At 55.1% G+C, this 24,166-nt stretch carries 21 protein-coding genes and 1 tRNA gene; 14 read left to right on the forward strand and 8 right to left on the reverse strand.

Translation table 11 applies throughout. The annotated features are described in order from the left end of the window. A partial coding sequence (locus tag DTL42_RS26620; protein ID WP_214608585.1) for a hypothetical protein occupies positions 1–205 on the reverse strand: 205 nt, incomplete at its 3' end. Positions 206–846: 641 nt separating this feature from the next. On the opposite strand from DTL42_RS26620, the gene DTL42_RS07195 reads away from it, so the two are divergent. The 3 genes from DTL42_RS07195 to DTL42_RS07205 all read left to right on the forward strand — a co-directional run bounded on the left by DTL42_RS07195 (position 847) and on the right by DTL42_RS07205 (position 3,266). Beyond that, positions 847–1,272 (forward strand): organic hydroperoxide resistance protein, encoded by a 426-nt coding sequence (locus DTL42_RS07195; RefSeq protein WP_114368044.1) that lies wholly within the window; start codon positions 847–849, stop codon positions 1,270–1,272. A gap of 11 nt (positions 1,273–1,283) precedes the next feature. Further along, positions 1,284–1,757 carry a MarR family winged helix-turn-helix transcriptional regulator gene (locus DTL42_RS07200; protein ID WP_114368045.1) on the forward strand — a complete coding sequence of 158 codons (474 nt, stop codon included), beginning with the start codon at positions 1,284–1,286 and terminating at the stop codon, positions 1,755–1,757. Positions 1,758–2,177: 420 nt separating this feature from the next. Further along, positions 2,178–3,266 carry a hypothetical protein gene (locus DTL42_RS07205; protein ID WP_147274189.1) on the forward strand — a complete coding sequence of 363 codons (1,089 nt, stop codon included), beginning with the start codon at positions 2,178–2,180 and terminating at the stop codon, positions 3,264–3,266. 78 nt (positions 3,267–3,344) lie between these two features. Here the strand turns inward: DTL42_RS07205 and DTL42_RS07210 are convergent, their stop codons facing one another. Beyond that, positions 3,345–3,731 carry a hypothetical protein gene (locus tag DTL42_RS07210; RefSeq protein ID WP_114368047.1) on the reverse strand — a complete coding sequence of 129 codons (387 nt, stop codon included), beginning with the start codon at positions 3,729–3,731 and terminating at the stop codon, positions 3,345–3,347. A 524-nt stretch (positions 3,732–4,255) separates the two neighbouring features. Here DTL42_RS07210 and DTL42_RS07215 point away from each other — a divergent pair. From DTL42_RS07215 to DTL42_RS07235, 5 genes are all read left to right on the forward strand, one after another. Beyond that, positions 4,256–5,923, forward strand: coding sequence for a MotA/TolQ/ExbB proton channel family protein (locus tag DTL42_RS07215; RefSeq protein ID WP_158545273.1), 1,668 nt, complete (start codon positions 4,256–4,258; stop codon positions 5,921–5,923). Then, positions 5,924–6,742: a hypothetical protein gene (locus DTL42_RS07220; protein WP_114368049.1), complete on the forward strand. Its 819-nt coding sequence runs from the start codon at positions 5,924–5,926 to the stop codon at positions 6,740–6,742. It abuts the gene before it with no gap. A 19-nt stretch (positions 6,743–6,761) separates the two neighbouring features. After that, positions 6,762–7,880 carry a hypothetical protein gene (locus DTL42_RS07225; RefSeq protein ID WP_114368050.1) on the forward strand — a complete coding sequence of 373 codons (1,119 nt, stop codon included), beginning with the start codon at positions 6,762–6,764 and terminating at the stop codon, positions 7,878–7,880. Positions 7,881–8,180: 300 nt separating this feature from the next. Next, positions 8,181–8,834: a PEP-CTERM sorting domain-containing protein gene (locus DTL42_RS07230; protein WP_199590078.1), complete on the forward strand. Its 654-nt coding sequence runs from the start codon at positions 8,181–8,183 to the stop codon at positions 8,832–8,834. Positions 8,835–9,017: 183 nt separating this feature from the next. After that, positions 9,018–9,716, forward strand: a complete 699-nt coding sequence (locus DTL42_RS07235) for a hypothetical protein (protein WP_147274190.1) — start codon at positions 9,018–9,020, stop codon at positions 9,714–9,716. On the opposite strand, the gene DTL42_RS07240 is transcribed toward DTL42_RS07235, so the two are convergent. Next, positions 9,672–10,916 carry a tetratricopeptide repeat protein gene (locus DTL42_RS07240; RefSeq protein WP_114368053.1) on the reverse strand — a complete coding sequence of 415 codons (1,245 nt, stop codon included), beginning with the start codon at positions 10,914–10,916 and terminating at the stop codon, positions 9,672–9,674. The two genes, DTL42_RS07235 and DTL42_RS07240, sit on opposite strands and share 45 nt — an antisense overlap. Before the next feature lie 328 nt (positions 10,917–11,244). Here DTL42_RS07240 and DTL42_RS07245 point away from each other — a divergent pair. The 5 genes from DTL42_RS07245 (at position 11,245) to DTL42_RS07265 (ending at position 17,295) form a co-directional block, all read left to right on the forward strand. Continuing rightward, positions 11,245–11,317: transfer RNA gene (locus DTL42_RS07245), tRNA-Gly, on the forward strand. Between the two features lie 265 nt (positions 11,318–11,582). After that, on the forward strand, positions 11,583–13,052 hold the full coding sequence (gene tig, locus DTL42_RS07250) for a trigger factor (protein WP_114368054.1): 1,470 nt from the start codon (positions 11,583–11,585) through the stop codon (positions 13,050–13,052). Between the two features lie 756 nt (positions 13,053–13,808). Next, positions 13,809–14,438 carry a ClpP family protease gene (locus tag DTL42_RS07255; RefSeq protein WP_234824113.1) on the forward strand — a complete coding sequence of 210 codons (630 nt, stop codon included), beginning with the start codon at positions 13,809–13,811 and terminating at the stop codon, positions 14,436–14,438. Positions 14,439–14,580: 142 nt separating this feature from the next. Continuing rightward, the gene (gene clpP, locus DTL42_RS07260; protein WP_114368055.1) at positions 14,581–15,168 is read left to right on the forward strand and encodes an ATP-dependent Clp endopeptidase proteolytic subunit ClpP; all 588 of its coding nucleotides are present in this window, start codon (positions 14,581–14,583) and stop codon (positions 15,166–15,168) included. A gap of 282 nt (positions 15,169–15,450) precedes the next feature. Next, a complete protein-coding gene (locus DTL42_RS07265) occupies positions 15,451–17,295 on the forward strand; it encodes a DUF3987 domain-containing protein (protein WP_114368056.1) in 1,845 nt (614 codons plus the stop codon). A 52-nt stretch (positions 17,296–17,347) separates the two neighbouring features. Here DTL42_RS07265 and DTL42_RS07270 read toward each other — a convergent pair whose 3' ends face one another. The 4 genes from DTL42_RS07270 to DTL42_RS07285 form a co-directional block, all read right to left on the reverse strand. Continuing rightward, positions 17,348–17,833, reverse strand: a complete 486-nt coding sequence (locus DTL42_RS07270; protein ID WP_114368057.1) for a tetratricopeptide repeat protein — start codon at positions 17,831–17,833, stop codon at positions 17,348–17,350. A 267-nt stretch (positions 17,834–18,100) separates the two neighbouring features. Then, positions 18,101–18,676: an ankyrin repeat domain-containing protein gene (locus tag DTL42_RS07275; protein ID WP_114368058.1), complete on the reverse strand. Its 576-nt coding sequence runs from the start codon at positions 18,674–18,676 to the stop codon at positions 18,101–18,103. A 110-nt stretch (positions 18,677–18,786) separates the two neighbouring features. Further along, complete coding sequence (locus tag DTL42_RS07280; RefSeq protein WP_114368059.1) at positions 18,787–19,518, reverse strand: hypothetical protein; 732 nt, start codon at positions 19,516–19,518, stop codon at positions 18,787–18,789. Between the two features lie 199 nt (positions 19,519–19,717). Beyond that, the gene (locus tag DTL42_RS07285; protein WP_147274191.1) at positions 19,718–21,133 is read right to left on the reverse strand and encodes an OprO/OprP family phosphate-selective porin; all 1,416 of its coding nucleotides are present in this window, start codon (positions 21,131–21,133) and stop codon (positions 19,718–19,720) included. A gap of 382 nt (positions 21,134–21,515) precedes the next feature. Between DTL42_RS07285 and DTL42_RS07290 the strand changes: the two genes are divergently transcribed. Further along, entirely contained in the window at positions 21,516–22,490 is a 975-nt protein-coding gene (locus DTL42_RS07290) for a hypothetical protein (RefSeq protein WP_114368061.1), read from the forward strand. Between the two features lie 387 nt (positions 22,491–22,877). Here the strand turns inward: DTL42_RS07290 and DTL42_RS07295 are convergent, their stop codons facing one another. Continuing rightward, a complete protein-coding gene (locus tag DTL42_RS07295; protein WP_114368062.1) occupies positions 22,878–24,077 on the reverse strand; it encodes a DegT/DnrJ/EryC1/StrS family aminotransferase in 1,200 nt (399 codons plus the stop codon). Positions 24,078–24,166: the final 89 nt, after the last annotated feature.

A 24,166-nucleotide genomic window follows, 5' to 3' on the forward strand; every position in this document is an offset into this window, starting at 1 on the left:
CCTCTGCAGCGTTCCCGACTTTCTGCGCGATCGCAGATGTGGAGAGTAGCAGCACGCATGCAATAACACGCAGTGTCAAATGGGCTGCACACAAAGCATTTCTCTTGGGGAAATAGCTCACTGAAACGTACTCCGAAGTAGTAAGCCAGGCCTTGATATGAAGGATAACTGGTTGTCCTTGATTCACCATCCACGGCAATCGCATTCGAAAATCCTCCTAACTCCCGAGGATTATCGCTTCCAACGCCTCTTGTGACCAGCCGGCGACTTTTCGTTTTAGCATGGGAAGCGGCGGACAATCCTCTACTCATCTCAAGCTACAAAATCACCCAGCTGCACTCAACAATCCCCTTGGCAATTACCCGACAACCGGGTGCTCACGCAGACGTGAGCCCCCGGTTAAACCCGAAGCAAGAAGTTGCCTGCCGGCAGGCAGATGGGTTACGCTTCCACTATCTCAGCCTGGGAGCCATCTGCCCGAGAACGCGATGGCCAGCGATACCGATATTTCGGTAGATGTCTGTGGTTTACGCTGAGTAGGTAGCGAAAGCTCTCATTGGCGTTCGAATCCCCGCTCGGGCATTCGCTCACTCTCGTCAGGTGCATCTCGCCACACCACCGTTTGCTGATGCGATTTGCGACTATCAACCTGGCTTAGCAAGACCAGGTGCGTCAAAACGCCCCCGACCCGTCTTGCAGCGAACCTCTTCCGCGTTACGAAAACCGACAGGGCCCGCCAAGCAAACATCGACCAGAAACCGGTTGAGAGAGGTTGCCACATTGAATGGCTTGCAATACATTGGCTAACCATGCAATCTTCGCCCACGAAAAAAGAGGACTGGAACGATGAGCACACTCTATTCAACCACCGTCACTGCCACAGGCGGACGTAGCGGACGCGTTACCAGCGATGACGGCTTGCTCGAACTCGATCTTGCTATGCCCGAACGCCTGGGGGGCAAAGGGGGGGCAACCAATCCCGAACAACTGTTCGCGGCGGGCTATGCCGCCTGTTTCGGCAACGCTGTCATCCATGTGGCTCGTAGCACGCACAAGATCACCGATGACGATGTGACCGTGACCGGGACTGTCTCCTTGGCGCCGAACGGCAGCGGCGGGTTTGCGCTAGAGGTTGCACTCGATGTCGCCATCACGGGCGTCGACCAGGAAACGGCTGAAAAGATCGTCGAGAAAGCGCACCAGACTTGCCCGTACTCGAACGCGGTGCGCGGCAATATCGATGTCGTGCTTTCGGTTCGCAACTCGGCATAGGCTCTCGCAAAATGGCAAAGAAACACCTTCCGTCAGGTGCAAAGGGGGATGAACTGTTGCGGCTCGACCAGCAACTATGCTTCCCCCTCTATGCGGCGACCAATCTAATCCAGCGTCTGTATCGCCCGCTGCTAGAACCGCTTGGCCTTACTTATTCGCAATACCTAGTGATGCTGGTACTGTGGGAACGCGAGCCGTTGACGGTGCGCGAACTGCAAGGGTGCCTTCATCTCGATGTCGGCACGCTCAGTCCGATGCTCAAACGCATGGAAAGCGCCGGCATGATCACACGGCTGCGCGATCCGCAGGATGAGCGCCGCGTGCTGATCGCGACAACGGCACAGGGTAGTCAACTAAAAGCCAAGGCGCGGAACATTCCGCATGCGCTTGCGAAAAAGACAGGGGTTGAATTGAACCAGATCGAAGACCTGCGCGATCTAACTCGTGCGTTGGTTGTCCAGTTGAGCGAAGCAGCTGAGAGGTAACCGGTCTGAGCTGCAGCAACCGCTCGCTCTTGCCAGATTATCAAATTAGCAACATCGATTCAGGCGAGCAGTCAGCGGGTGTTTGCAACGTTTTGGAGACATCCCTATTAGATCAATATTTGTGCGACGAATGGCAATCGCATAGCCTGGGTTAGCGGCTAAACGTATCCCCGCAATTACATCCCAGCAGGACCTGGTGCGTCGAGACGCGTCCTCCGTTTCTAGCTCTTAGCTTTGATCATGCGAATCGTCATCCAAGCGCCTCTGCAGGGATGAAGTGAACTGATGTCTGACGGTACTGCCAGCAGTGAGTATTGCTGTAAGTAATTCAAGTCCGCATTGCTACAATACTCGCCGTGCTGTTATCGTTTGACTCGCGCCGACATCAACAAGCGTAATTTAAAGGAGTAGATTGTCGTCATGCATCAATTAGAAATGAATCGATCTTGGGGTGCATGCTGCAAGAGTCGAAGCGGCTTTTCGATGATTTTGCCAATCTCTTTTGGCAGGGCTCTGGCGGTTTTGGCCGTTCTTGTTTTCGGCTCATTACCAGCGCATACCGTAGCAGCCGATGATGTTAGCAATGCCCTCTCGGCTCTTGGGACAGGCTACGATACCAATCGACGCGCTTTCGATAATGTAATCTGTCACTACCAGGTCATTCAGGGGAAGTCGTCTCGCGATGTTGCTGAAATCAGGAAAAATGGTCCCGACAAGGCGTTGGCCAATTTGAACTGTACCTGGGCCGCAAGTGGGGACAACGTTCGCCTTACGAAAGTTCCCGAATCCAAGAACGGTTCACCTTATGACCTTTCAGGCGCATACCTGGCAAATCGCCGCTTTCAACTCTCTTTTCATGGTGAGATGGGGGCCGGCTCCATCCACTCGCCAGACAATCCTGCCCAAGGTTATGAAGGCACACCCTTTGACATGGGAATATTCGCACAAAACGAAGTCTTAAGCCCTGGGGCATTGATATCAGCAAACCGAAAAGCTTCCACTAAGACTCTTCGATACGATGGAGAAGTAGAGGAGGACGGCATGAGGCTCGAAAAATTCACGCACGTCAACCAAGGCTCAGACCAAAGAGAGCATTTCAACTGGGAATATCTGCTTGACCCCATGCGTGGCTACTTGCCGGTGAGAGTCAGGCTGCAAGAGAGGAAGACTGGCAACGTAACGCTAGAGGCATACATCGAAGAGATTGAGGAAATAGAGGCTGGAGTATTTTTTCCCATGAAATCAACCGTCGTCACCTATTTCCAAAATAAAGATGGTTCTGTCTCGAAACAAAAGTTGGTCAGGCAGTTTGTCGTAAAGGACATTGCTATCAGGACTCCTTCTGAGAAAGAGTTATCCCTGGACCTTCCTCGAGGGGCCATTGTAAACGACAACATCGATGGCAATTCCCAGTTGGTATTCCAAAAGCCAAGGTCGTTCCACGTATCAGATCTTGAAAGGCTCTACCACGAAACACGCCAGGCAATCCTCCGAGGTAGACTATTTTGATTTTAGGTACTCTGCGGCAGCGCAACCCTGCAAAGACAAATCATTGAAGACGCTGGGTTACGCTTTCGCTGGCGCAGCCTACGTGAAATAAACCTGGTTGATTCTTCGGTAAGCCCACCTTACCAGGCGCGTAAGCAGGAAGCCGTAGGCTATCCAAGGTAGGCCAACGATTAGCGTGTAGGTTGCCAGGGCGATGGCGTTGGAGGGGAATTGGACACCATCAAAGAACCAAAAGCTCCACGGCAGATCGGCGATGAAAAAGGGAATCCAAACCATCTGCCCTGCATCGATATCAGGACCACCGATCGGCACCTGCACCAGCAGTAACCCGTAGATCAACACGGCACACGCCCGCAACAGGTAAAGCGCGATGCCGATGCCCCCTGCCAAGAGCAAGCCGTTTGCCGAAGGCAAATAGGTCGACGCATTCTGGTTGCCTTTGGGCGTTGCGAACGGGTTGTCCATGTTGTGTCTTGGGGGATGCGATTCGCCAGAAGTAGGATGCATAGCCTGGGATTAGCGGCTGCGTGTTCCCCTACTGTAGTCATAGAAGGGGGCTAGAACGTTGGTTTGTCTCCACGGTAATCCGCTACGGCTACTTCCGATCCTACTGCCCTATTCGTGGTTGATCGCCTGCTTTTGCCCTCGATTGTTCTGATTCGCCCGCTTTTTCTCTTGCACCGGTTTCTCGCGCCTAATGGGGGCCAATCCTCCGCTACAGCCGATACAATCCAATCTTGTTGATATAAAACTCAATTTTTGGGCTAATTTTTCCCTCAAGCCATGTTAGCGGGAATAAATTGCTTATCAAACTAAGAAGACGAGTTTAGCGATTGGTTGTTCCTAACAGCTTGGTTGCTGCGGCTAGAGAATCCCTTCACTTAATCTTCCCCGGTGCGGTGGCCTGCATTCGCTTGAGCCCGACGCGCTGGAGCATGCCCCCAATAGCTCGTCTGCGACCTCGCGTCGCGCTTCGTTTCGAGGTTCCGATGTATTTCAAATTCAAGTGCCCCGAGTGCGGTCAATCCCTGAAAGTTCGTCAAGAGTTAGCCGGTCAGAAACGGAATTGCCCCTACTGCAAAGCGACCGTCCGGATTCCGCATGCCGAGGAAGTCGCGGACGACTCGCCGAACTTGCCTGAGTTCGGCAGCGAATCTGGGGTCAGCGCTGGCGGGCTCGATCTAAGCAACCTGCAAACCGATTCCCCTTCCTCTCGCAAGAACCTTACGCCGAGCAAGAAGGCAGCCACCGCCAAGCCGAAAGCGTCGGAAGGGAGTTCTTCGTCCGAGGGGGACTTTACCGACCCGAGCGAAATCAACCTGGTGCCGACGGCCCTGGTTGGTCTGGCAGGGGCGGTGGTCTTTATGCTGCTGATGATTCCCCTGACCGGCACCTACTTCGGTGACTTGTTCATGAAGGGTGGAATCACGGGGGTTGGGATTCAAAGCATCTCTAGCTTCCTCTTTTTCTGGTCGCTGGCGATCCTCTGGCAGAAGCATCGCAAAATCGCGCGGCAGCGTGACTACTTGCTGATGGACGTGTTGCCGACCGATATCTCGCAGGAAATCACCGTCGAGAAGGTTGGGGCGTTTCTGGAAAACATCCATAGCCTCCCTGGCGAACATGGCGAAAGCTTCCTGGTCAACCGCGTCACGCGCGGCCTGCAGCACTTTCGCGTGCGGCAAAGCGCTGCCGACACGGCCACGATGATGTCTTCGCAGTCTGACATCGACGCCAACAATGTCTCGTCCAGCTACACACCACTGCGGGTGCTGATTTGGGCGATTCCGACGATGGGGTTCATCGGGACGGTGCTGGGGATTAGCCTGGCCGTTTCGGAATTGGCTGGCTCGCTCGGCGGGGGTGATTTAGAGAAGCTCACCGAGTCGCTGCAAGGGATGTTTGGTGGTCTGGGAACGGCGTTTAATACCACGCTGGTCGCGTTGGTGATGTCGATGATTATCAAGTTCCCGATGTCTTCGCTGCAGTGGAGCGAAGAAGGCGTGCTGAACTGGGTCGACGAGTACTGCAACGAGAACCTCTTGCGGCGGCTGAAAGATGGCCGCGAAAAGGTCGATGATAAACCGACCAGCCCGTACGATACCAAAATCTTCCGCCGCGCCGTCGAAGAAGCGATGGCAACCCAGCAAGCCGAGCTAGAAGGATGGGTCAAGAAGCTGGAACTGGTCGGCCAAACCATCACCCAGCAAACGTCCGACGGCTGGAACGAGATTAACAAAAAGATCTTGGTAAGCCAGCAAGACACCACCGGCAAGATCATGGATCAGGTCCAAGCTCGCACGGTTGATATGCAGAAGCGACAGGAAGAGCAGCAAGCGTTACTGCAAGACCAACTGAATCAAATGCAGGAAGTCAGCGCGCAGCTGCAAAACACGCTCGGCCAGTTGGCCAGTGCCTCGGTCGATTCGCACGTGAAGGTCAACGAAACGATGACCGACACTTCCGAACGCCTGGAAAAGTACCTCGGCGGCGTCGAGAAAGGGCTTTCGAGCCTCAGCGATGTGCTGGGAAAACTTGGCAACGAACAAGTCATCGTACAGCAAGTCGAAGCCCCGGCGGTCAACGGCAAAGGAGGAGGCTGGTTCGGTTTCGGGGGCGGCAGCAAAACGAAGACGCGCCGTAACGGGAGACGATAAATGGGACGGCGAAATAAGGAGACAGGAGAAGACATTTCGCTTTTCCCCTTCCTCAGCGTGCTGGCCTGTGTGATCGGTACGCTGGCAATGGTGATTGCCATGATCGCGATCCAGTCGCTCGACAACGACACCGTCGATCGGGCGATCGAGTACCAAAAGAAAGAAAAGGAACTCGAACAAGGCAACCAGGAACTCGCTAAGCTGCGGGAAGCGCTCAAAAAGAAAGAAGCCGAGCTCAGCAGCGAACGCTCCGAGGAACAACGTTCGCTGGAAAACGCTAAGAAGCGTTTGGCCGAACTGTTAGCCAAGCTCGAAAAAACGAACGAAGAGCTTTCGAAGATCTCTGTCGAGGGGCCCAAGGTCGACGTGGCCGCCCAAAACGAAGAGATCGCCAAGATGGAAGCAGAACTGAAATCGCGGCGGGAAAAAATCGCCCAACTCACCGCGCAACTCCAAGACCGCAAGTCACCTCCTGAGGAAGCCGAAGTTTCCATCGTCCCTGGCGGTAGCGGTGTTGGCTTCACGCCAACGTTTGTCGAGTGTGACGAAGGACGCATCGTGATTCACGATGGCGGCCAAACGACCCCGGTTCGCACCGCCGAACTGAACACCAACCCCGACTTCGCCAAGGTGTTGGAAGAAGTCAAAAGCGATGAAAAAGGGACGCTGGTCTTCCTGATTCGCGACGACGGGCTCAGCACCTATCACACAGCCCGCAACTTCGCCAATGCCAAGGGAGTCCGCAACGGCAAGCTCCCCGTGATCGGCGATGGCCGGATCGACCTGAGCTACTTTAAGAAACAAGCCAAGAACTCGTAAGCAGAAACACTTCCCCGCCATGGCCAAACGCAAAGCCGCGCAAGAAGATGAGGGACTCGACTCCCTGCTCGATACGATGTTCAACGTGGTGGGCATTCTCATCATTGTGTTGGTCGTGGTCCAGATCGGGATGCAGCAATCGGTCCAGCAAATCGCCAACAGCATCAGCGTCGACCCCGCCGCATTAGAGAAGCTGATTCAAGAGCTGGAAGAAGTCCACCAGGACAAGCTGAAAGTAGAATCCAATATCCAAGAGCTTAACCCCAACGAAGCCGACCTGGCCGAACTGATCAAACGCATCCAGTCCGAGACCGACAGCAAAGAGGCGGTGCTCAAATCGCAGCAAGGTGAACTCAAACAGGCCCTCGTCGCCCAAGAGAACGCCTTAGAAATGCAAAAAAAGGCTGAACAGAACAAAGAGGAGCGGCAAAAGCTCTCCACCGAACTGGGCAGTTCTCTGGAACAAATCGCCAAGCTCGAAGCGACGCTCGACGACACACCACCCCGGGCCCAGCGTCCGGCCAAAGTGGTGAACTTGCCTGATCCACGACCTGCCCCGGAAGGCATCAAGGAAGCAATCTTTGTTTGCAGTGGCAACCAGGTCTATCCGATTGTGATCGATCCGATCCGCGACGCTGCCAAGAAGCGATCCGAGTACCTGGCCGAGAAAGGGCTGCGCAAGTATGTCGACGATCCGCAGCAGGGGATCAACGCCGAGAAGTTTGTGAAGGACTTCAACGAACGTCCTTTCCAAGACGACTACTTCCGCATCGAGATGTACGCCGCCGGACGCGATCCTCGGCTGCGGCTCGAACCGAAAGAGAACGCTGGCTTCAAGATCGCCGAGATTCAAAGCCCCCGTTCGCGCTTCCGCAAGCTCTTAAGTCAGGTCGATCCAAACCAGTTCTACTTCAAGTTCATCGTGCTGCCCGATAGCTACGAAGCGTACGTCGAAACCCGCCATGTCACCGACGAAATGGGCTATCTCAGCGGTTGGGATCCACAAAATCAGGACTGGAAGTACACCACCTGGGTCGGCGGCAAAGTGAAGTTTGGCCCGGAACCTCCTCCGCCTGATCCGAATGCCCCCAAACCACCCCCGAAACCCCCTGGTCCGAAGCCGAACGTGCTCGACTAGCGGAAAATTCGCCAAAAACATTGCCAGGGTGACTCTTTATGCCTCTGCAGATGGGCCCTGGGCTGGTTTTGCATTAAACCAGCATTCGCTTCCCTCAAACCAGTCCTTATGGATTAGTTTACTTCATTGCTATTGGGGGGTTATTTGCGCGAAAAAACCACCTGCCTGGGAAAGATGGGGGCTCTTGGAAAAATATACCAAATCGTCGATCATCACCATTGCTTTATGCTTCGAGGGTGCTTATCAATCTACCTACGGCTTATTCAGTACCCCCTAATTCCTACGTCATTCGGAAACCCAATGAGACGAACATTTGCCCTTACAACCACTGTGGTTGCGGCACTTTTGGCCCTGACGATCGCGCCTTGCTGTGAGGCAGGCATCCTCACTGGCAACGAGTCCGGCAACACGCCTACCGGCAGCAACAGCTTCAACTACGACGGCACTAGCTACGACTTCATCGCCAAGTTCGACAACGGCCAACCGTTCCCCTTTGCGGACTTCACCTTTTACACGCTCGATCCCACTGGCTCGACTAGCTATACCTGGAATCAAGACGGAGATTGGGGAACGCACACATTCTCGGAAGTCGAGTTTATTCCTGGCACGACCAATCCCCAAGACATCCTCGATTCCATCCTGGGGCAAGAAATCGCAGGCTTCGAATATCACGGTACCACCAACATCGATTACTACTTAGTCAAAGCCAGCAACGAATATTCCGTGTGGGAGTACCAACCAGGGTTTAACCAGTTGTTCCTGGATGACGACGGCCAGCCAGGAGGTGCTCCTTGGGTTTCTGGTAAAACCCAAGGCATTTCCCACATCAGCTTTTATGGCAACCCGGCCGTCTCTTCTGTCCCTGAGCCAGGCTCGCTGGCCTTGTTTGGGCTAGGGGCACTAGGCATGGGCGCGATTGCCCGTCGCCGGCTGAAGAAACAAGCCGCCGCCTAACACGTCGGCTACCACCATAACAACCACGCATGAACGCGTCTCTTTCCTTGCCGAGAGAGACGCGTTTTTGCTACGCCATACGTTTTGCTGGCCACGGTAACCAAACCGTGGCAAAATGATCCTGCTCCCATTCCGACAAACAATCAATTGCAGCACTTGTGGCGGAACGTGCGTCTCGGATGATTGAATTTATGTAAGCCAGCCATTGGTCACGAAGCGATGAAAGCAGACTTCTTTTTCGACGAGACCTGCAACGGCCATCTGCGCGATGGCGAACAGATGGTGTGGCGCGGCTCTGCGCGGGGAAGCATTCCGCAAAATATCTGGATCACCAGTGGTTACTTCACCGCGACCGGAATCTTAGCAGGGCTGGCCAGCAATGCATTTTTTCCGCCACGCAGTTTTTCGCAAACGGCCTGGGGCGTGGCCTTGTTATTGGTAGCGTTCTTCGCGCTCTATCAAGCTGTCATGCCTCATGTGCGGACGTTGGCTATTATGCAGAAGACGCGATATGTCATCACCAACCAGCGAGCGCTGATTCTGGACGGCGTCGTAGAACTGCCTAGCGGATCGGTTGCCAGCGATCCGGTCACCGTTCGCTCGATCTCGCCAGAACAGTTGGCCCTGCGCACGAAGCCTGCGGCCAACGGCACCATCTTGCTAGGTCACGATGAAGTTGACAGCCTCTGGCAACGGTCTCCTTGCCGATTCGGTTTCTACGCCTGCAGCGAACCCGAAGGCGCCGAGATGGAAATTCGTCGGTTGCTGGGAGAACTTCCTCAAGTAGTTGAACACTCGGAACAGCCCCTGGATGGCCCTATACCCACGTTGGCTAGTTCATTCAATAAACGGCAGATAGGGCGTTTCGAGCGAGATATCTAGGCCAGGCTGAATAGGCATGCCGAACGCGTGCTTGAGGACTTCCTGGCTAATCCTGCATTTCCTCTCTGGCGAGGTCTGGCCTTGGTAGAACTTCGAGGCTTTTTCGAGTTCTCCTTTTTCAACCAACGCCGCAACCAAAACGCCGGTCAAAACTGGCTTGTAGCTATTATTCTGCGCACGCTGCAGCATCCGCTCGATTTCTTCGGTCGACATTAACCGTGCAAAGACTTTGAATTCCTCGGTAGACTCACCTTGGGAATCTTGGAAATGGTACCAATCCCCGGCATTGCTGAGTTCCACTTCGATCGCATGCAGAAACGCTTGTCTTGCGAAGTCGGTCATGCCGGCCTGATCGGCGACTTTGCCGATCTGTAACGCCACGTGATGGGTTTGCTTTGGATCAGTGGAACGCAGCACTTCGCTGGCTTTCAACAGTTGCCGCTCGGCCAACCGCTTGTTCCCTTTGGCCAACGCCACTTCTGCTTCCGCCACCCAGCGGATGATGCCAGCGTCGTACGCAATGGCAGCCTTCGTCTTATATTTCGAATACCCCGGCTCTTCTGGTGTTCGCCGTTTACGCAACACTTTCAGACACGACTCCGCGTTTTCACGCACATCGGCTTGTCCGATGGTGGTCAATAGCTTTTCCGCTTCGTCGTACTTCTTCTCGCGAGCGTACTCCACGCATATCGCATGAATCGCAAAGTCCTTGGCCTGGGGATCGGCGTCCGAGATTTTCGGCAATAGCTGGAGCGCGTCTTGAGTGTCACCACGCTTCGCTTGGGCAGCCACAATCAATTGCAGAGCGATTGCCTTATCTGGCTCGGTCAGTTGGTCGGCCAATTGCAGGGCATAATCAACCTGATCGGCACGAGAAGCCCACTGCGCAACAAGCAGGTAGTCCTCGACGGTCAACTGACGATGCGACTCGATCCAGGACCAAGCTTCATCGAAACGCCCCGCCATCACCAAAACACTCGCCACTCGCCGGACATCATCTTCAAAGGACGACTCGGAATACAAATCGTCGTTTTTATCTACTTGAACCAGAGCCTGGGTAGCGCTCTCCTTCAGCCGGGTGACCCACTTACCGCGTTCCGCCAAATCACCTTGAGCCGCCGCAGGGCCGTTGTTGCCGAGCAGCACCACGGCCGTGAGTACCGCTAGGAGAATGCCAGATTTCTGTTTTCTTTTGGTCACAGCTCTGTTCCTTCGCAAATCTTCTCGCAGCTTTTCCCGCTCGTTCCGATCGTATCTCATCGCTCCCCAGAGAGCAAAAAATGAGGGCAATTCGAGGCCAAAGAACTTAATGTCAGGTGGATAGCATTCTTCCTAAGCGTTTCATTGCAAACAACTTAGCGACTTATCCCGCACCCCCAAATTGACAACCGGGCATTCATCCGGCATACTTTCATCTCTGGCAAACGAAATTTCGTTTACCCCGGGTAGACCAGTTTGAATTATTCGTTAAACTGGTGCTTTCCTAGATGAGGGAATTGGGTCCTTAAGGGGATCTCACTTTCCTTTTGCGGGTGTAGCTCAGTTGGTAGAGCACAACGTTGCCAACGTTGTTGTCGACGGTTCGAATCCGTTCACCCGCTCTTACTTTTGATTGCTCTGCGATTGTTGCCTTTCCAGGCACACGCAGTGCATCAAAAACATCTGGTGGATGTGGCTCTTGGCAATTGCTTTTGCCGCATCGCCACGTTTTATCCGAGACGCTGTAACGCTTAAAACAGAGCGACGAGTCTCGCGGCGTGGGTGAGGACAAACCCACCCATTCTGCTCTGACATCGCTTGCTTTTGAAACCCGCGAACGATGCGGGGTTTCTTGTTATTCACCCCCAGATTTTGCGGAATCGCTGAATGAATTCGCCTGACATTGAAAACGCCGAAGGCTCGGTCGCTGAAGCGGATGCCCCTAAGAAGTTGACGCTGGACGTCAAAGTCGACGCTCCTAGCTCCTGCCAGCGGCATGTCACGGTTACCGTCTCGCGCGAGGACATCGATCGTTATTTCGATGTCGCCATCGAGGACATGATCCCCAATGCCGCCGTGCCTGGTTTCCGCAAGGGTTTTGCCCCTAAGAAGCTGGTCGAAAAACGCTTCCGCAGTGAAGTGAAAGACCAGGTCAAGGGAACGCTGCTGATGGACAGCATGACCCAAGCTACCGAAGAACAATCGTTCTCGGCCATTAGCGAGCCTGACTTCAACTACCAGGTCATCGAACTACCGGACGAAGGGGACCTGACCTTCGAATTCGATATCGAAGTCCGCCCCGAGTTCGACCTGCCCAAGTGGAAAGGTCTGAAACTCGAAAAGCCGAGCAAGTCGTTCGAGAAAGAAGACATCGACAAGCACCTGACTCAGGTTCTCAGTCGTTACGCTTCGTTGGCTCCGTATGAAGGTGCCGCCGAAAAGGACGACTACCTGGTCTGCAATCTGACCTTCAAGCACGACGGCAAAAAGATCGAACATGCCGAAGAAGAGCAGATCCGTCTTCGCGACAAGCTGAGCTTCCAAGACGCCAAGTGGGAAGACTTCGGCAAGGAAATGGACGGCGCCAAAGCAGGCGACAAGAAGACCGTCACCCTGACCATCAGCGACGAAGCTGCCAACGAGCAAATGCGTGGCAAAGAAGTCGAGATGGAAATCGAAGTTCTAGAAGTGAAGCGGATGGAACTTCCAGAAATGGACGAAGCTTTCCTGAAGCAGATCGGCGGCTTCGAGAGCGAAGGCGACCTCCGCGACTACGTGAAGTCCGACATGGAACGCCAGTTGGCCTACTACCAACAGCAACGTCTGCGTCAGCAAATCACCGAAGAGCTGACCAAGGACGCCGGTTGGGATCTGCCGCCAGAACTGCTCAAGCGTCAAGCTCGCCGTGAACTGGAACGAGCGATCCTCGAACTCCGTTCGGCTGGATTCGGCGAAGATGACATCCGCGCTCACGAGAACGAGCTGCGTCAAAACAGCATGGCTTCGACTCGCAAGGCTCTGAAAGAACACTTCATCCTCGAGCGAATCGCCGAAGAAGAAAAAATCGAAGACTCGCCGCAAGACTACGACATGGAAGTCATGCAAATCGCAATGCAGCGTGGCGAATCGCCTCGCCGTGTGCGTGCCCAGTTGGAAAAGGGTGGCATGATGGACGTGCTGCGGAATCAGATCATCGAACGCAAGGTGATCGACCTGATCAACAGCGAAGCGACCCACACCGAAACGGACGCCGACCTGCAGCAAGGCAACACCGCTGCGGTTAACATCCTGATCTGTGGCGAAGGGGAAGAAGCTGCCCCAGCCGCCGAAAAGGAAGAAGCTTCGGACGCCGAATAGTCCGCACCGCTTTGAAGTAAATCACGCATCAGCCCTGGTCAAACGGCCAGGGCTGATGTCGTTTCTTGCCTTTCCTATCTTGCCGCACCACGCATCTTGTGCGACTTTTACCGATCTCACATTTCATGTTCAAATCCAATTGTTCGTAGACTGGCACCTCGCGCAGTCTTCTGCCAGCTCCAACGGAGCGACCGTCAATAGCCAGGGGCGGAAGCCCCTGGCACGCGATCACAAGAACACAACGAGCCCCAACGGGGCGAACGTAGTATCGAGTTCAGCACGACGAACGCCCCGTTGGGGCTTGTTTTCTCGACCGACTCCAGGGGCTTCCGCCCCTGGCTATAAACGGCCGGCCCTGTGGGCCTTAGGTCAATTGTCAGCAGACGCAGGCAATCACAAAGATCGATTCCCGTCCGCAACACTTCATCCGTGGTCATCTTCCTGCCAGAGTCCCGGTTCACGACATCGTGTCTGCCGGTGATAGCACCCTTCATTCCTTGAATTTCGACGTTCACACACGCCGAAACTTTAATGCTGGCAAAATTTTCCGGCTCGTACCGGTTAGCAAAAGTACAAAAAGTTCGCCGCCCCCCTGTCTAAGTGTCTTCTACGGTTGTCTTCCCTGGTTAAGTGGAGACAATAACAGGGTACTTCTCGATGTTTGCTTCGCCGGAAGCGGACCGGGCGGGCAGGTGGGTTTGTTCCAGTGCCACGGCGTCCTTTCGCGGCACTTTTGAAATGGAAGGATCGACGACCATGAATTTTGACTATCTCAATGCACCCGTCGGGCCCAAGGCGATGGCCTACGCCGAATACCAACGGCAGCGTCAAATGACGCTGAACGATCTCTTGCTGGAGAATCGGATTATCTTCCTGCAAGGCGAGATCTACGACGGCAACGCCAACCAGTTGGTGATGCAGTTGTTGTACTTGCAGAGCGAGAATCGCCGCAAGCAAATTCACTTCTACATCAACTCGCCTGGTGGCAGTGTCACCGCGACGATGGCCATCTACGACACGATGAACATGCTCTCGTGCCCGGTTGCCACGTACTGCGTTGGCTTGGCGGCCAGCGGTGGGGCGATCTTGCTGGCCGGTGGTGCTGCAGGCAAGCGGTTCATTCTGCCGCACGCCAAAGTGATGATCCACCAACCGCACGGCGGCGTCGGTGGCCAGGTTTCGGATATCGAAATTCAAGCCAACGAAATCATCAAAACCCGCGAAGAACTCAACAAGATCCTCGCCCAACATTGCGATCAGCCGATCGACAAGATCGCCAAAGATGTCAACCGCGACTACTACATGAACGCCCAAGAGGCTAAGGAATATCGGATCGTCGACGAAATCCTCAACAAGCCGCCCGCCGAGGTAGCTGAAGAGGAATAAGGCCGCGCCAACCTACCCTCTTCCTCTTGGCCCTGCGGGGAGAGGACTAGGGCGAGGGGGAACCAAGCACACGCCAACTACTTTCAACGAAACTCGACATTCCGATACCTAAACACACATTCCAGCTACTGGAGCCTATACCATGCCTCTGATTCCTTACGTGGTGGAAAAAAGCGGACGGGAAGAACGCGTCTTCGATATCTACAGCCGTTTGCTGAAAGACCGGATCATCTTCCTGGGCACTGGCGTCAACGACGAAGTCGCCAACCTGATCGTCGCACAAATGCTCTTCCTGCAATCGGAAGACCCCAAGGCCGACATCAACCTATACGTCAACTCGCCTGGCGGTAGCGTCAGCGCCGGGATGGCCATTTACGACACCATGCAGTTTGTGACCTGCGATGTCGCCACCTACTGCATCGGTCAGGCCGCCTCGATGGGCGCCGTCCTGCTCACCGCCGGTGCCGCTGGCAAACGTTACGCGTTGCCCAACGCCCGCGTGATGATTCACCAACCGCTGGCCGGCATGCAGGGTACCGCCGAAGACATCCTGATTCACGCCACCGAGTTCAAGCGGATCAAACGCCGCATGAACGAAATCTTGCTGAAGCACACCGGCAAGCCAATCGATCAGATCGAAGCCGACACCGACCGCGACCGCTTCCTCAGCGCCGCCGAAGCCGCCGAATACGGCCTGATCGACAAAGTGGTCGAGCACATGACCAGCTAACGACGGTTTGGCTCCACAATAGAATCGACAAAAGCTGCCTGGTATCGTACCTGGCAGCTTTTTTTGTTGGTTACGTTTTGTATTTTAGATGAGGCCCCCAAATGCCGAGCACCGGCTTGTCTTCGCTGACTTACGCCGGATGCCATACTCACGCCTGCAAGAGCGTGGCACCCTGGCCAAGAATTATTGTTCGACACGTGAACACTTACATCGGACAATTTCCGCTTGAATCGATGCGTTTAGAATTTTTACCACTCCGAATTTCAAGCGGGAGAGGGGATCATGCAGATGGTTGCTTGGGGGGATGCGGCGAATACGATTGACCTGTCCGACGAATTACTAGGTTATCCGCTCGTCACCCCGCAATGGGCTCCGCTGGTGCCCTTAGCCGAGCACCATTTGCCTGAATTTCCGACGTATGCATTGCCGGAAACTTTGCGTTTGTTTGTGGAAGCGGCGGCAGCGGAAACCCAAACGCCAATCGACTTGGCCGCGATGCAGTCCCTTGGGGTTTGCAGCGCGGCGATTGCCCAGAAGGTGCGGATAAAAGCTCGACCTGGGCTCGTGCAGCCGACCAATTTATTCCTCGCTTCGTTCACCGACGGCACCCTACGCGAAGAAGATTTGCTTGCGCGCCTGCGCCAACCACTGATCGATCTTGAAGCCGACCGGGTTGACGCCGCCCACGCCGAAATCGCCCAGGCCCAAACATTGCGGCGGCAAGATATGATTCGTCTTCGCCTGAACGAAAAGCTTGGTCCCGATGGAACTTCGTATCGCGATAAAGCCGTGCAAATTGCCCGGGAGATCGCCGAAAACCCTCTGCCAGTCATGCCGCGTCTGTTGGTCGACGACCGCACACCGCAGCACATCGAGACGCTGCTAGCCGAACAAAACGGCCGCTTGGCCTGTTTCTTTGGCGAAGGGGCGGTGCTCGATCAATTCACCGGTACCACCTCGCAACGGCAACTGGCCCGCCATCAACTTTTTCGTCAAGCCTATCGAGGCGACACCATTCAGGTCGACCTCCCCCGTGGAAACCGGAAAGTGTTACGCCAGGCCTCGCTGACCTGCGCGTACGCGATTCGTCGCGACACGATCGAAGCGTTACAACAACGCCGCACGCGGCGTGGGCGTGGGCTACTCGATTGCTTCTTATTCTCATTACCATCCAGTAATCTCGGGCGGCGCGAAATTGCCGCCCCGGCGATCTCTACCGCAGCTTCGGTCCACTATAAATCGCGGATTTGCTATCTCGACGCAATCGAAGGCCCTCTTACGCTGCAACTGGATGAAGAAGCCCGCGCGCTATTTGAAACGTGGGAAACAGAAGTCGAAGGGATGTTGTCCGGTGACGATTCGCGCGAAACGTTCCGGGCCTGGCTCGATCGGCTGCCAGCCAACATGCTGCGTGTTGCTGGCGTCTTGCACTGCTATGCCGGTTGCGTTGTGCCAGACATTCCGACCCAAGTCTCGGTCGATGTCATCCGTTCGGTCATCGAAATCGGACGTTACCTGATTTCGCATGCCGAGGCCGTGCTGGGCACCATGCACTGCCACGATGCCAACCCCGTCGATGGTGCCCGGTACCTTGCGCAGTGGATCAAGCAGCACCGCATCCGCGTTTTCACCCGTCGCGAAGCCCACCAACGCAGCCGAGCTCGCTTTACTTACGTCGAGCAAATCAACGCCCCGCTGGCCGAACTCGTCCGTCGTGGCTATCTGCGTGTGGTCGAAGAACCAAGCGACAACAAACGCCCAGGCCGCCCTCTCACTCCGCGCTACCACGTCAACCCAGCAGTCTTTGCCCCGCCCGAAGAAGTGCCTGAGGAAACGCCTGATCCGAGTTTTGAGTATGAAACCGATTCGCTACCATCTGACGTTTCAAACACCCCGACTGCGAACCCCACAGCTGCGCAGCCAGCGGCCCAAGAGAGGAATCTCGCCTCGGTTACGAGCGACACCAACCAGCCCGTGGGTTCGCAACTGAAAGAATCGAACGCAACGCAGCCGAGTTTTGAGTATGAAACCATTTCGCACAAACCGACCGCTTCCCCCCTCAAACCGCGAGCCATCCCCCGCCGCAAACCCCGCAAGCTGCCCAACAAACGCCGCCGCCGTAAGTAAAGCAGGCTGAAACGAGGACCAGACTGCGAATGGTACGGCTAGCCCCGTCCGTCTACGATTTCATATTCATCTCAATCATGCGCAGGCCTGCTATGGCCAGGCCATTTTGGGGATTCATTTCAATTGCCTGGCGATAGCAAGCGGCCGCTTCCTGGGTGTGCCCTAGTTGCAAGTGGCAATAGGCAATGTTGCATAGGTCCATCTCGCGATAACTGATCGCCGAAGGAGACATCAAGACGAACGCTCGATAGCGATCGATCCAAGAATATTTCGTGAAGAACTCCAGGCTTCGCTGATAAGCTACGATGGCCTCTTCAAATCGAGATTGACTCGTTAATCTCAACCCGCGGCGGTGATCGTGCGGAACCAGATAACGAGAGCCCATCGAATAGACCAAGACAATGGGAATTCCAATCGTAATGCCACGATCTTTCGAGCCGGTAAGGAAGACAACCAGCAAGTAAACGCATACGTAGATCAACATCTGCGGCAAAACAGAGAGCCACGAGATCGAACGATAGGTCGGTAGCGACGCCATTGATGATTCTTTCAGGTCTAAACATTTGCCGATTTGCACAACGAGCTCTTAATTTAATGTAGTCGGCTGGGTTAGCGAAGCGTAACCCAGCGATCTTGTCCCAACGCACACACGAATCAAGATCTTCCCTATACCAGCCGGTCCGCACCGCTTCGTTGGAATCAACAGATCGGATCGGCGTGTGGCCGCCGGTTTGTCTTCGCTGGGTTACGCTGGTGCTAACGCCAGCTTGCGTGACGGCAAACGGGGCACGGATCGAGTAGCCTTTCAACGCTTTTCGTCATGGTTGCCGGAGAGGAACTTTTCTAGCTCTTTCAAACCGTCGACGTGTTGTTGGAGTTGCGGAGGGACAGGCATGCCGCGCATCGTTTTCATGGCTTCTTCCATTTGTTTCCGCTGGGTCTGCACGACATCTAAGGGCGTTTGGCCATTGGGGCCCGGGCGGTCTAGGTCGGCGCCGGCTTGGATCAGCATTTTGACGATTTGCTTCGAGCCCCGCTTGGCTGCGGCATGCAGCAGGGTGCCGTTCTTGGGGTTCGCTTCATTCACATCCGCTCCCAATTCAAGCAGCGCTTGCACATTGTCGGCTTTGCCTGCCATCACCGCCATCCGCAGCGGCGTGCCGTTTTCGGCCTCGGCGGGTGAGGCCAAGATGTTCGCTCCTAGCTCGACCATGGTGCGTAAGACATCCGGCGACGCATTACTAGCGGCGAGTGCCAAGGGTGTCACCATATAAATCGGATTCGTCTCGTTGATGTCGGCTCCTTCCGCTACCAGTCGCTTGATGGTCGCAATGTCTCCTTGCATGGCAGCTTGGTGCAGCGGCGCAACAGGGATGGTCATTGGGTTCTCCTCGTCCAAAATTTCTTCACTGAAGGGCAGGTCGAAGGTATTGGGATGATCGCTGGCAGGTAAGTTGGCGGGCGGGAACTTCCCTGTCTCTTGCTTTCCCCTTACATCATGGCAAACAGCCCCAAAAACACGAGCCAAATCGCGCCGACCACGGCGTTGACGACCAGCGATTGCACGATCTGCTTGCGAATCTCAGGCGAAAACGTCCAACTCAGCCGCAGTGCCGCAAACAGCAGGAACAAAGAATAGAGCGTACCGAACAGGGGAATCAAAATCCCCAGCACGGCAGCATTGGCCGACTGAATCACCAGGTCGTCCGCTTCCTCCTGAGCCAGATTCGCCTCGTCGTCGATCGGTTCCTGCATCTGGCGCACGAGAGGCGGGGCGTATGGGTTGGTCTGGGTTGTCCCGCTTGCTGGCGGCAGCAAAGCGTTGTCAGGGTCGGTCGTGTCGCTTCCGCTTGGCTCGCTTGCCAGGTCCGCAACTTCGGGAAAGGGCGCCTCGACTTTGCTCCGTTCTTGCCCACACGACCAACACAAATCGAAGCCAGCATCGACCACTTCTTCACAAGCTCCACAAAACCATGGGCTGGTCTGTGGATCGCGTGATTCCTGAATCAATGCTTGCAACAGCTTCGAGGCCCGCTCGGCATCGACCGTCCGTACGACCAGCTTGACGTCTCCTAGAGCCGTTCCGATATAGCTCAAGCTCGTCTTGAGATCGGCCCCTTCGAGAAACGCGTCGATACCATTCCAATTGAGTACCGCTTTGGCATGCTCGGCATCGGCGGCGTTGAGCCAGCTGGCAATTCTTTTGAATTCAGGAGAGGGCATCGTCAGGCAGTCCTCGGTTGTTTGATGTCTGCGCACAGAAGTTGATGCGCTCACATCGACAAGTGCCTCGAAAATACACCTTCCATGTGGCATGTCAAACAATTTTTCGTCGGATCATGTCGTTTCGAAATGCCAAAGGCCACCGGTTGGTGGCCTTTGGTTCCGTGAGGAAGCATTCTGGTGGTAACACGCCCTTCACTTAGTAGTCGATCTGGCAGCGAACCGCGTAGATGTCGGCGAAGCTGCTGCCGTAGGTCGGATCGTTCAGGTCCGAGTAAATATAGTTGAACTGAAACTTCGTATGAGCATTTAAATACCAGTTCACACCCAGCGTCGTGTTGCCCATCTGACGGCCAGGCCCAGGCGAACCACTGGCGGCCAGCCAATTGCCGTTGAAGTCGGCGAACGAGTACCGAGCGGCCAGTTCCCACGCACCCCAGTTGCCACAGTACGGGTTAAAGTCGTGCCGCGGCACGACTCGACCGAACACGGCGTTCTTCTTATTGTACTGCAGGCTCTCACCGGTCAGGCTATAACGGACCAACGCATAGGCGTTCTCGATGACCTGAGTCGGGGCGTTGCCGCGCTGATTCAACCGAGTCCAACGGGCTTCCGATTGGATCACGAAACGGCCATACTTGGCAGCCAGTTCAAAGTTGATCGAGTCCACATGGTTGACCGAAACGAACCCAGTATCGATGAACGGCGGCACGCTGATCGAAGGATTCGGCGCGACGTCCACCACCTGAATTTCTGGTTGCGAAAGGAACCGCACTTCGTTCTGTGACGGGTTCGCGTAGTAGTAATCGATGCCCATGTGAATCAAACGTTCGCCATCGCTGGCATAAACCGGCAGCATCGTCAAACGCCCAGCCCCAGCGTATCCGCCGTTATCGCCGGCGTTGTCTCCAAAGCCATCGCTCGGGTAACGAAACACCGAAGCCGCCCAGGTCACGCGGTCTGGCTCGTTGCTGCCAAAGAACCCCAAACCGGTTTGCCGGAAAGGAGCCACCGAGAACCCAGACGAGCGTTCCAAAAACGGTAGCTCGCGAATGCTGGTCAGCTCGGACATCCCATAAGGTTGACGCCAACGACCGATGCGTATGTTCTGAAAGAGGGGCGCGTTGCTATACTGAGCCCATACGTCGACAAACGTTGCCTGGCTCGAAGCGAAGTCGAACTCCATGATGTACGAGAAGTTCTCGGCCAAATCCCCCTTCGCTGCCAGACGAGCACGACGGAAGTCCCACCCATCTTGCAGGTCACCATTGGGACCGAGCGTGGTGCGGTTGGCTTGGTTTTGATTAAACCAAACACCATCTAACTGAAAGAACCCCGTTAACTGAACCGTGGGGTATTTCTTTCCGTCTGCCGGCGGGATGCACGGCACTAACGACCCATTGTTTCCAATGATCCAGCCAGCTTCCTGAGCCGGCACCATCCCAGCCTGGCTGCTTGCCTCGACTTGGGTGCGTAGCATCTGAATCTCATCTTCAAGCTGCGAAAGACGCGACTCGATATCGGTATCTGGTTGAAGATCTTGACCCACTAAAGGTGCCACGACGCACAGTAGCGCCAGCATCGACAGCAGCTTGACCTGCCAAAACGTTTTCATCTGAAACCCGTCAGTATATCTAAGAGTGGCTTCTTCCAACGAAATCTCAGTGGGGATGCCAATACCATCGGCGTTTGGCCAAATCGATTTCACTTTGACTACTAAGCGAGAGTCCAGAACGTTGGAAAACTAGAAACAACTTTATTGATTAAGGGAAAACTCCCATGCATCGATTGCATCGCTAGCCGCTCGCGTATCCTCTAGTTGGCGGGTTTGATAGCAAGCAATTCAACGCTCCGCCGGGAATCGCAAATTACCGCATGCTATCGCGGCATTGGGTTTGACCTGGGTCGTCATTTATCGTACTTATGCCGCATGCGCGTCAGGATCTTTAACCAATCGTGACGTCACGTGGCCAATTTGCCAGGAAAGTTTCAGCGACGTGCTATCACGTTTTACTGCAATTCGACTCGCTGCGATCTGGGTATCGCTGTTCGCCATCGTCGGTGGTTGCCGTTCCACCGATCCGTCTGTCCAATTGCTCGAACACGAATCGCGCGGCCTGGAAGACAAGGTCTATCACCTGCACGACATCGTGCAGCGGAAGGAAGCCGAAATCGCTTCGCTCCGCCGCGAGAACGAAACGCTCCGCAAACAACTTGGTCTGCCGCAAGGCAATACGGCCGCTTCGATCGAAGAAGAGTTGGTACCCGCGCCAGCTTCCCGTTCGATGGATATCAACATCGAAGAGCTCGAAAACTCGATGAGCCCGGTGATTGAAATGGGCATGTCGAGTAATTTGCCCGAACTAGAAAGCGTAGCTCCTGGTCCTGAACTAATGGCCGGGCCGATGCTGGAAGAGTTGCTGCCGCTGCAGGAAGTCGTGACCGATCGCGTCGTCACTAAGATCTCGCTCAATTCCAAGCTGACCGGCGGCTACAACGTCGACACCAAGCCAGGCGACGACGGCGTGATGGTGGTAATCGAACCGCAAAACGCAGATGGACAATATGTTGACGTGGCCGGCCCCGTCTCGGTAGTCCTGCTCGATCCGACCTACTCTGGCAAAGAAGCGTTCGTCGACCGCTGGGATTTCGATGCCACCTACTCCGCCGATCACCTACAATGCACATTGCTGGGCAAAGGGGTTCATCTGAAAATTCCTTGGACCGAAGGCCCGCCTGAACACGAAAATCTGCAGTTGCACGTCCGCTTCACCACCGAAGATGGCGAAGTGCTGCAAGAGAAGAAAGACATCAAGATCGATCTGCGTGGAGGCACTTCGCAAAGCTGGACGCCAGCCACGATCCCGCTTCCCGGCCCCCGCACGGCGGCCAACCCCGCAAAAGTCAGCGACGAATCTTCGCCCGAAAAACCAGGCCCGCTCAAGAAACCGCTCTGGAAACCGTTTCGTTAGACAACACGAAATTGCTGGAATAGCCTTCGCAGCCTTCTTATTGCGGACTCTGCCGCCAATCGAATAATCAGGTGGAATTGCCCACGAACAAATTGGCTTGGTGCAAATGCACAATTCTCAATTAGGCACAGCGGTATAATGCCCGCGTCGCACCACTCTTTGCCTTCATCTTGTGGTTCTAGCAGCTTGCATCATGCTTGGAATGCGTTGCGACACCTCGCCACGTTAAAGGTTTCACTTCGCGTCGTTCTTGTTTGCCGGGTACGCTGGCGTTAGCAACCGCTGCCTCCGTTGGCAGAGCATCGCTTTCGAAACGAAAAAAGGAACGCGGGTAGGCGTTCCTTTTGTTGGTTGAATCGTCCGACTAGGGTCGGCGAGGTCCAGGCCCTAAGCGCTTTTGCGCTGCTGCGGAGCCTCGAGGTTGGCTTCGATGCCGTAAAAGCGGGCAATCGACGACACGACGGCTCGTTGTTCGGCGTCGGTCAGCTCGGGGAAGATGGGCAAAGCCAACACTTCCTCAGCAGCCTTTTCGGTTTCCGGCAGCGGGGAAAGATCTTCTTTCAAGCTGGCGAAGCATTGTTGCTGATGCAGCGGGACCGGGTAGTAGATCTCGCTGCCGATCTTGTGATCGGCCAGGTGCTTGCGAAGCTGATCGCGGCCACCACGCGGAACGCGAATCGTGTATTGGTTCCAAACGTGATGGTTGCCTGCTTCTTCGGTCGGCAAACCAACCACCAAATCCAATCCGCAGTGTGCGAACAACTGGGTGTACTTTTGGGCGTTCTGTCGACGCATTTCGGTCCAGGCCGCCATGTGCTTCATTTTGACATTCAGGGCGGCAGCCTGGAGCGTATCTAAACGGCTGTTGATCCCGACCAATTGGTGGTAGTAACGTGGCTCCATGCCATGGCCACGCAACAACTTCAACTTGTTGGCGAACGCTTCGTCGCTGGTGACCAGCATCCCGCCGTCACCCATGCCACCCAGGTTCTTGGTGGGGTAGAAGCTGATGCAACCGGCTAGGCTCATGCTGCCGGCGCGCTGTCCGTTGTGTTCGGCTAAAATGGCTTGGGCGGCGTCTTCGATCACCGGAATGCCATGCATTTGTGCGATCTTGTTGATCTCGGTCATGTTGGCACATTGGCCGAACAAGTGCACCGGAATGATCGCTTTGGTGTTGGGCGTGATCTGCTCTTGCAGGCGAGTTGGGTCGATGTTGTACGAGCCTGGTTCGATGTCGACAAACACCGGCTTGGCTCCCAAACGCCAGACGCAACTGGCCGTCGCGAAGAAGGTAAAACTCGGCACCAGCACTTCATCGCCGGGGCCGATTTCCAAGGCCATCATCGCCAGCAGCAGGGCGTCGCTGCCTGAGGCACACCCAATACCAAACTTGGTCTGCGAAGCGGTCGCGCAGGTTTCTTCCAACTCGAACACATCCGGGCCAAACAGAAACCGGCCAGAGTCGAGAACCGACTCGAAAGCGGCCATGAACTCTTCTTTCAGAGGCGCGTTACCGCGGCCGATATCGAGCAGTGGAACTTGAGAAACACCGGTTGAGGCCGGGCCTTTGTTTGCTGTCGTCATCCCTGACTTCCTTGCTGTTTTTCGGACTTAGGCCACGTCCGGTTCCAGTGTTTCCTGCACTCGCTCAAACGCGGCAAGCGAAACGATAG

The organism is Bremerella cremea (assembly GCF_003335505.1).
GTDB classification, from domain to species: Bacteria; Planctomycetota; Planctomycetia; order Pirellulales; family Pirellulaceae; genus Bremerella; species Bremerella cremea_A.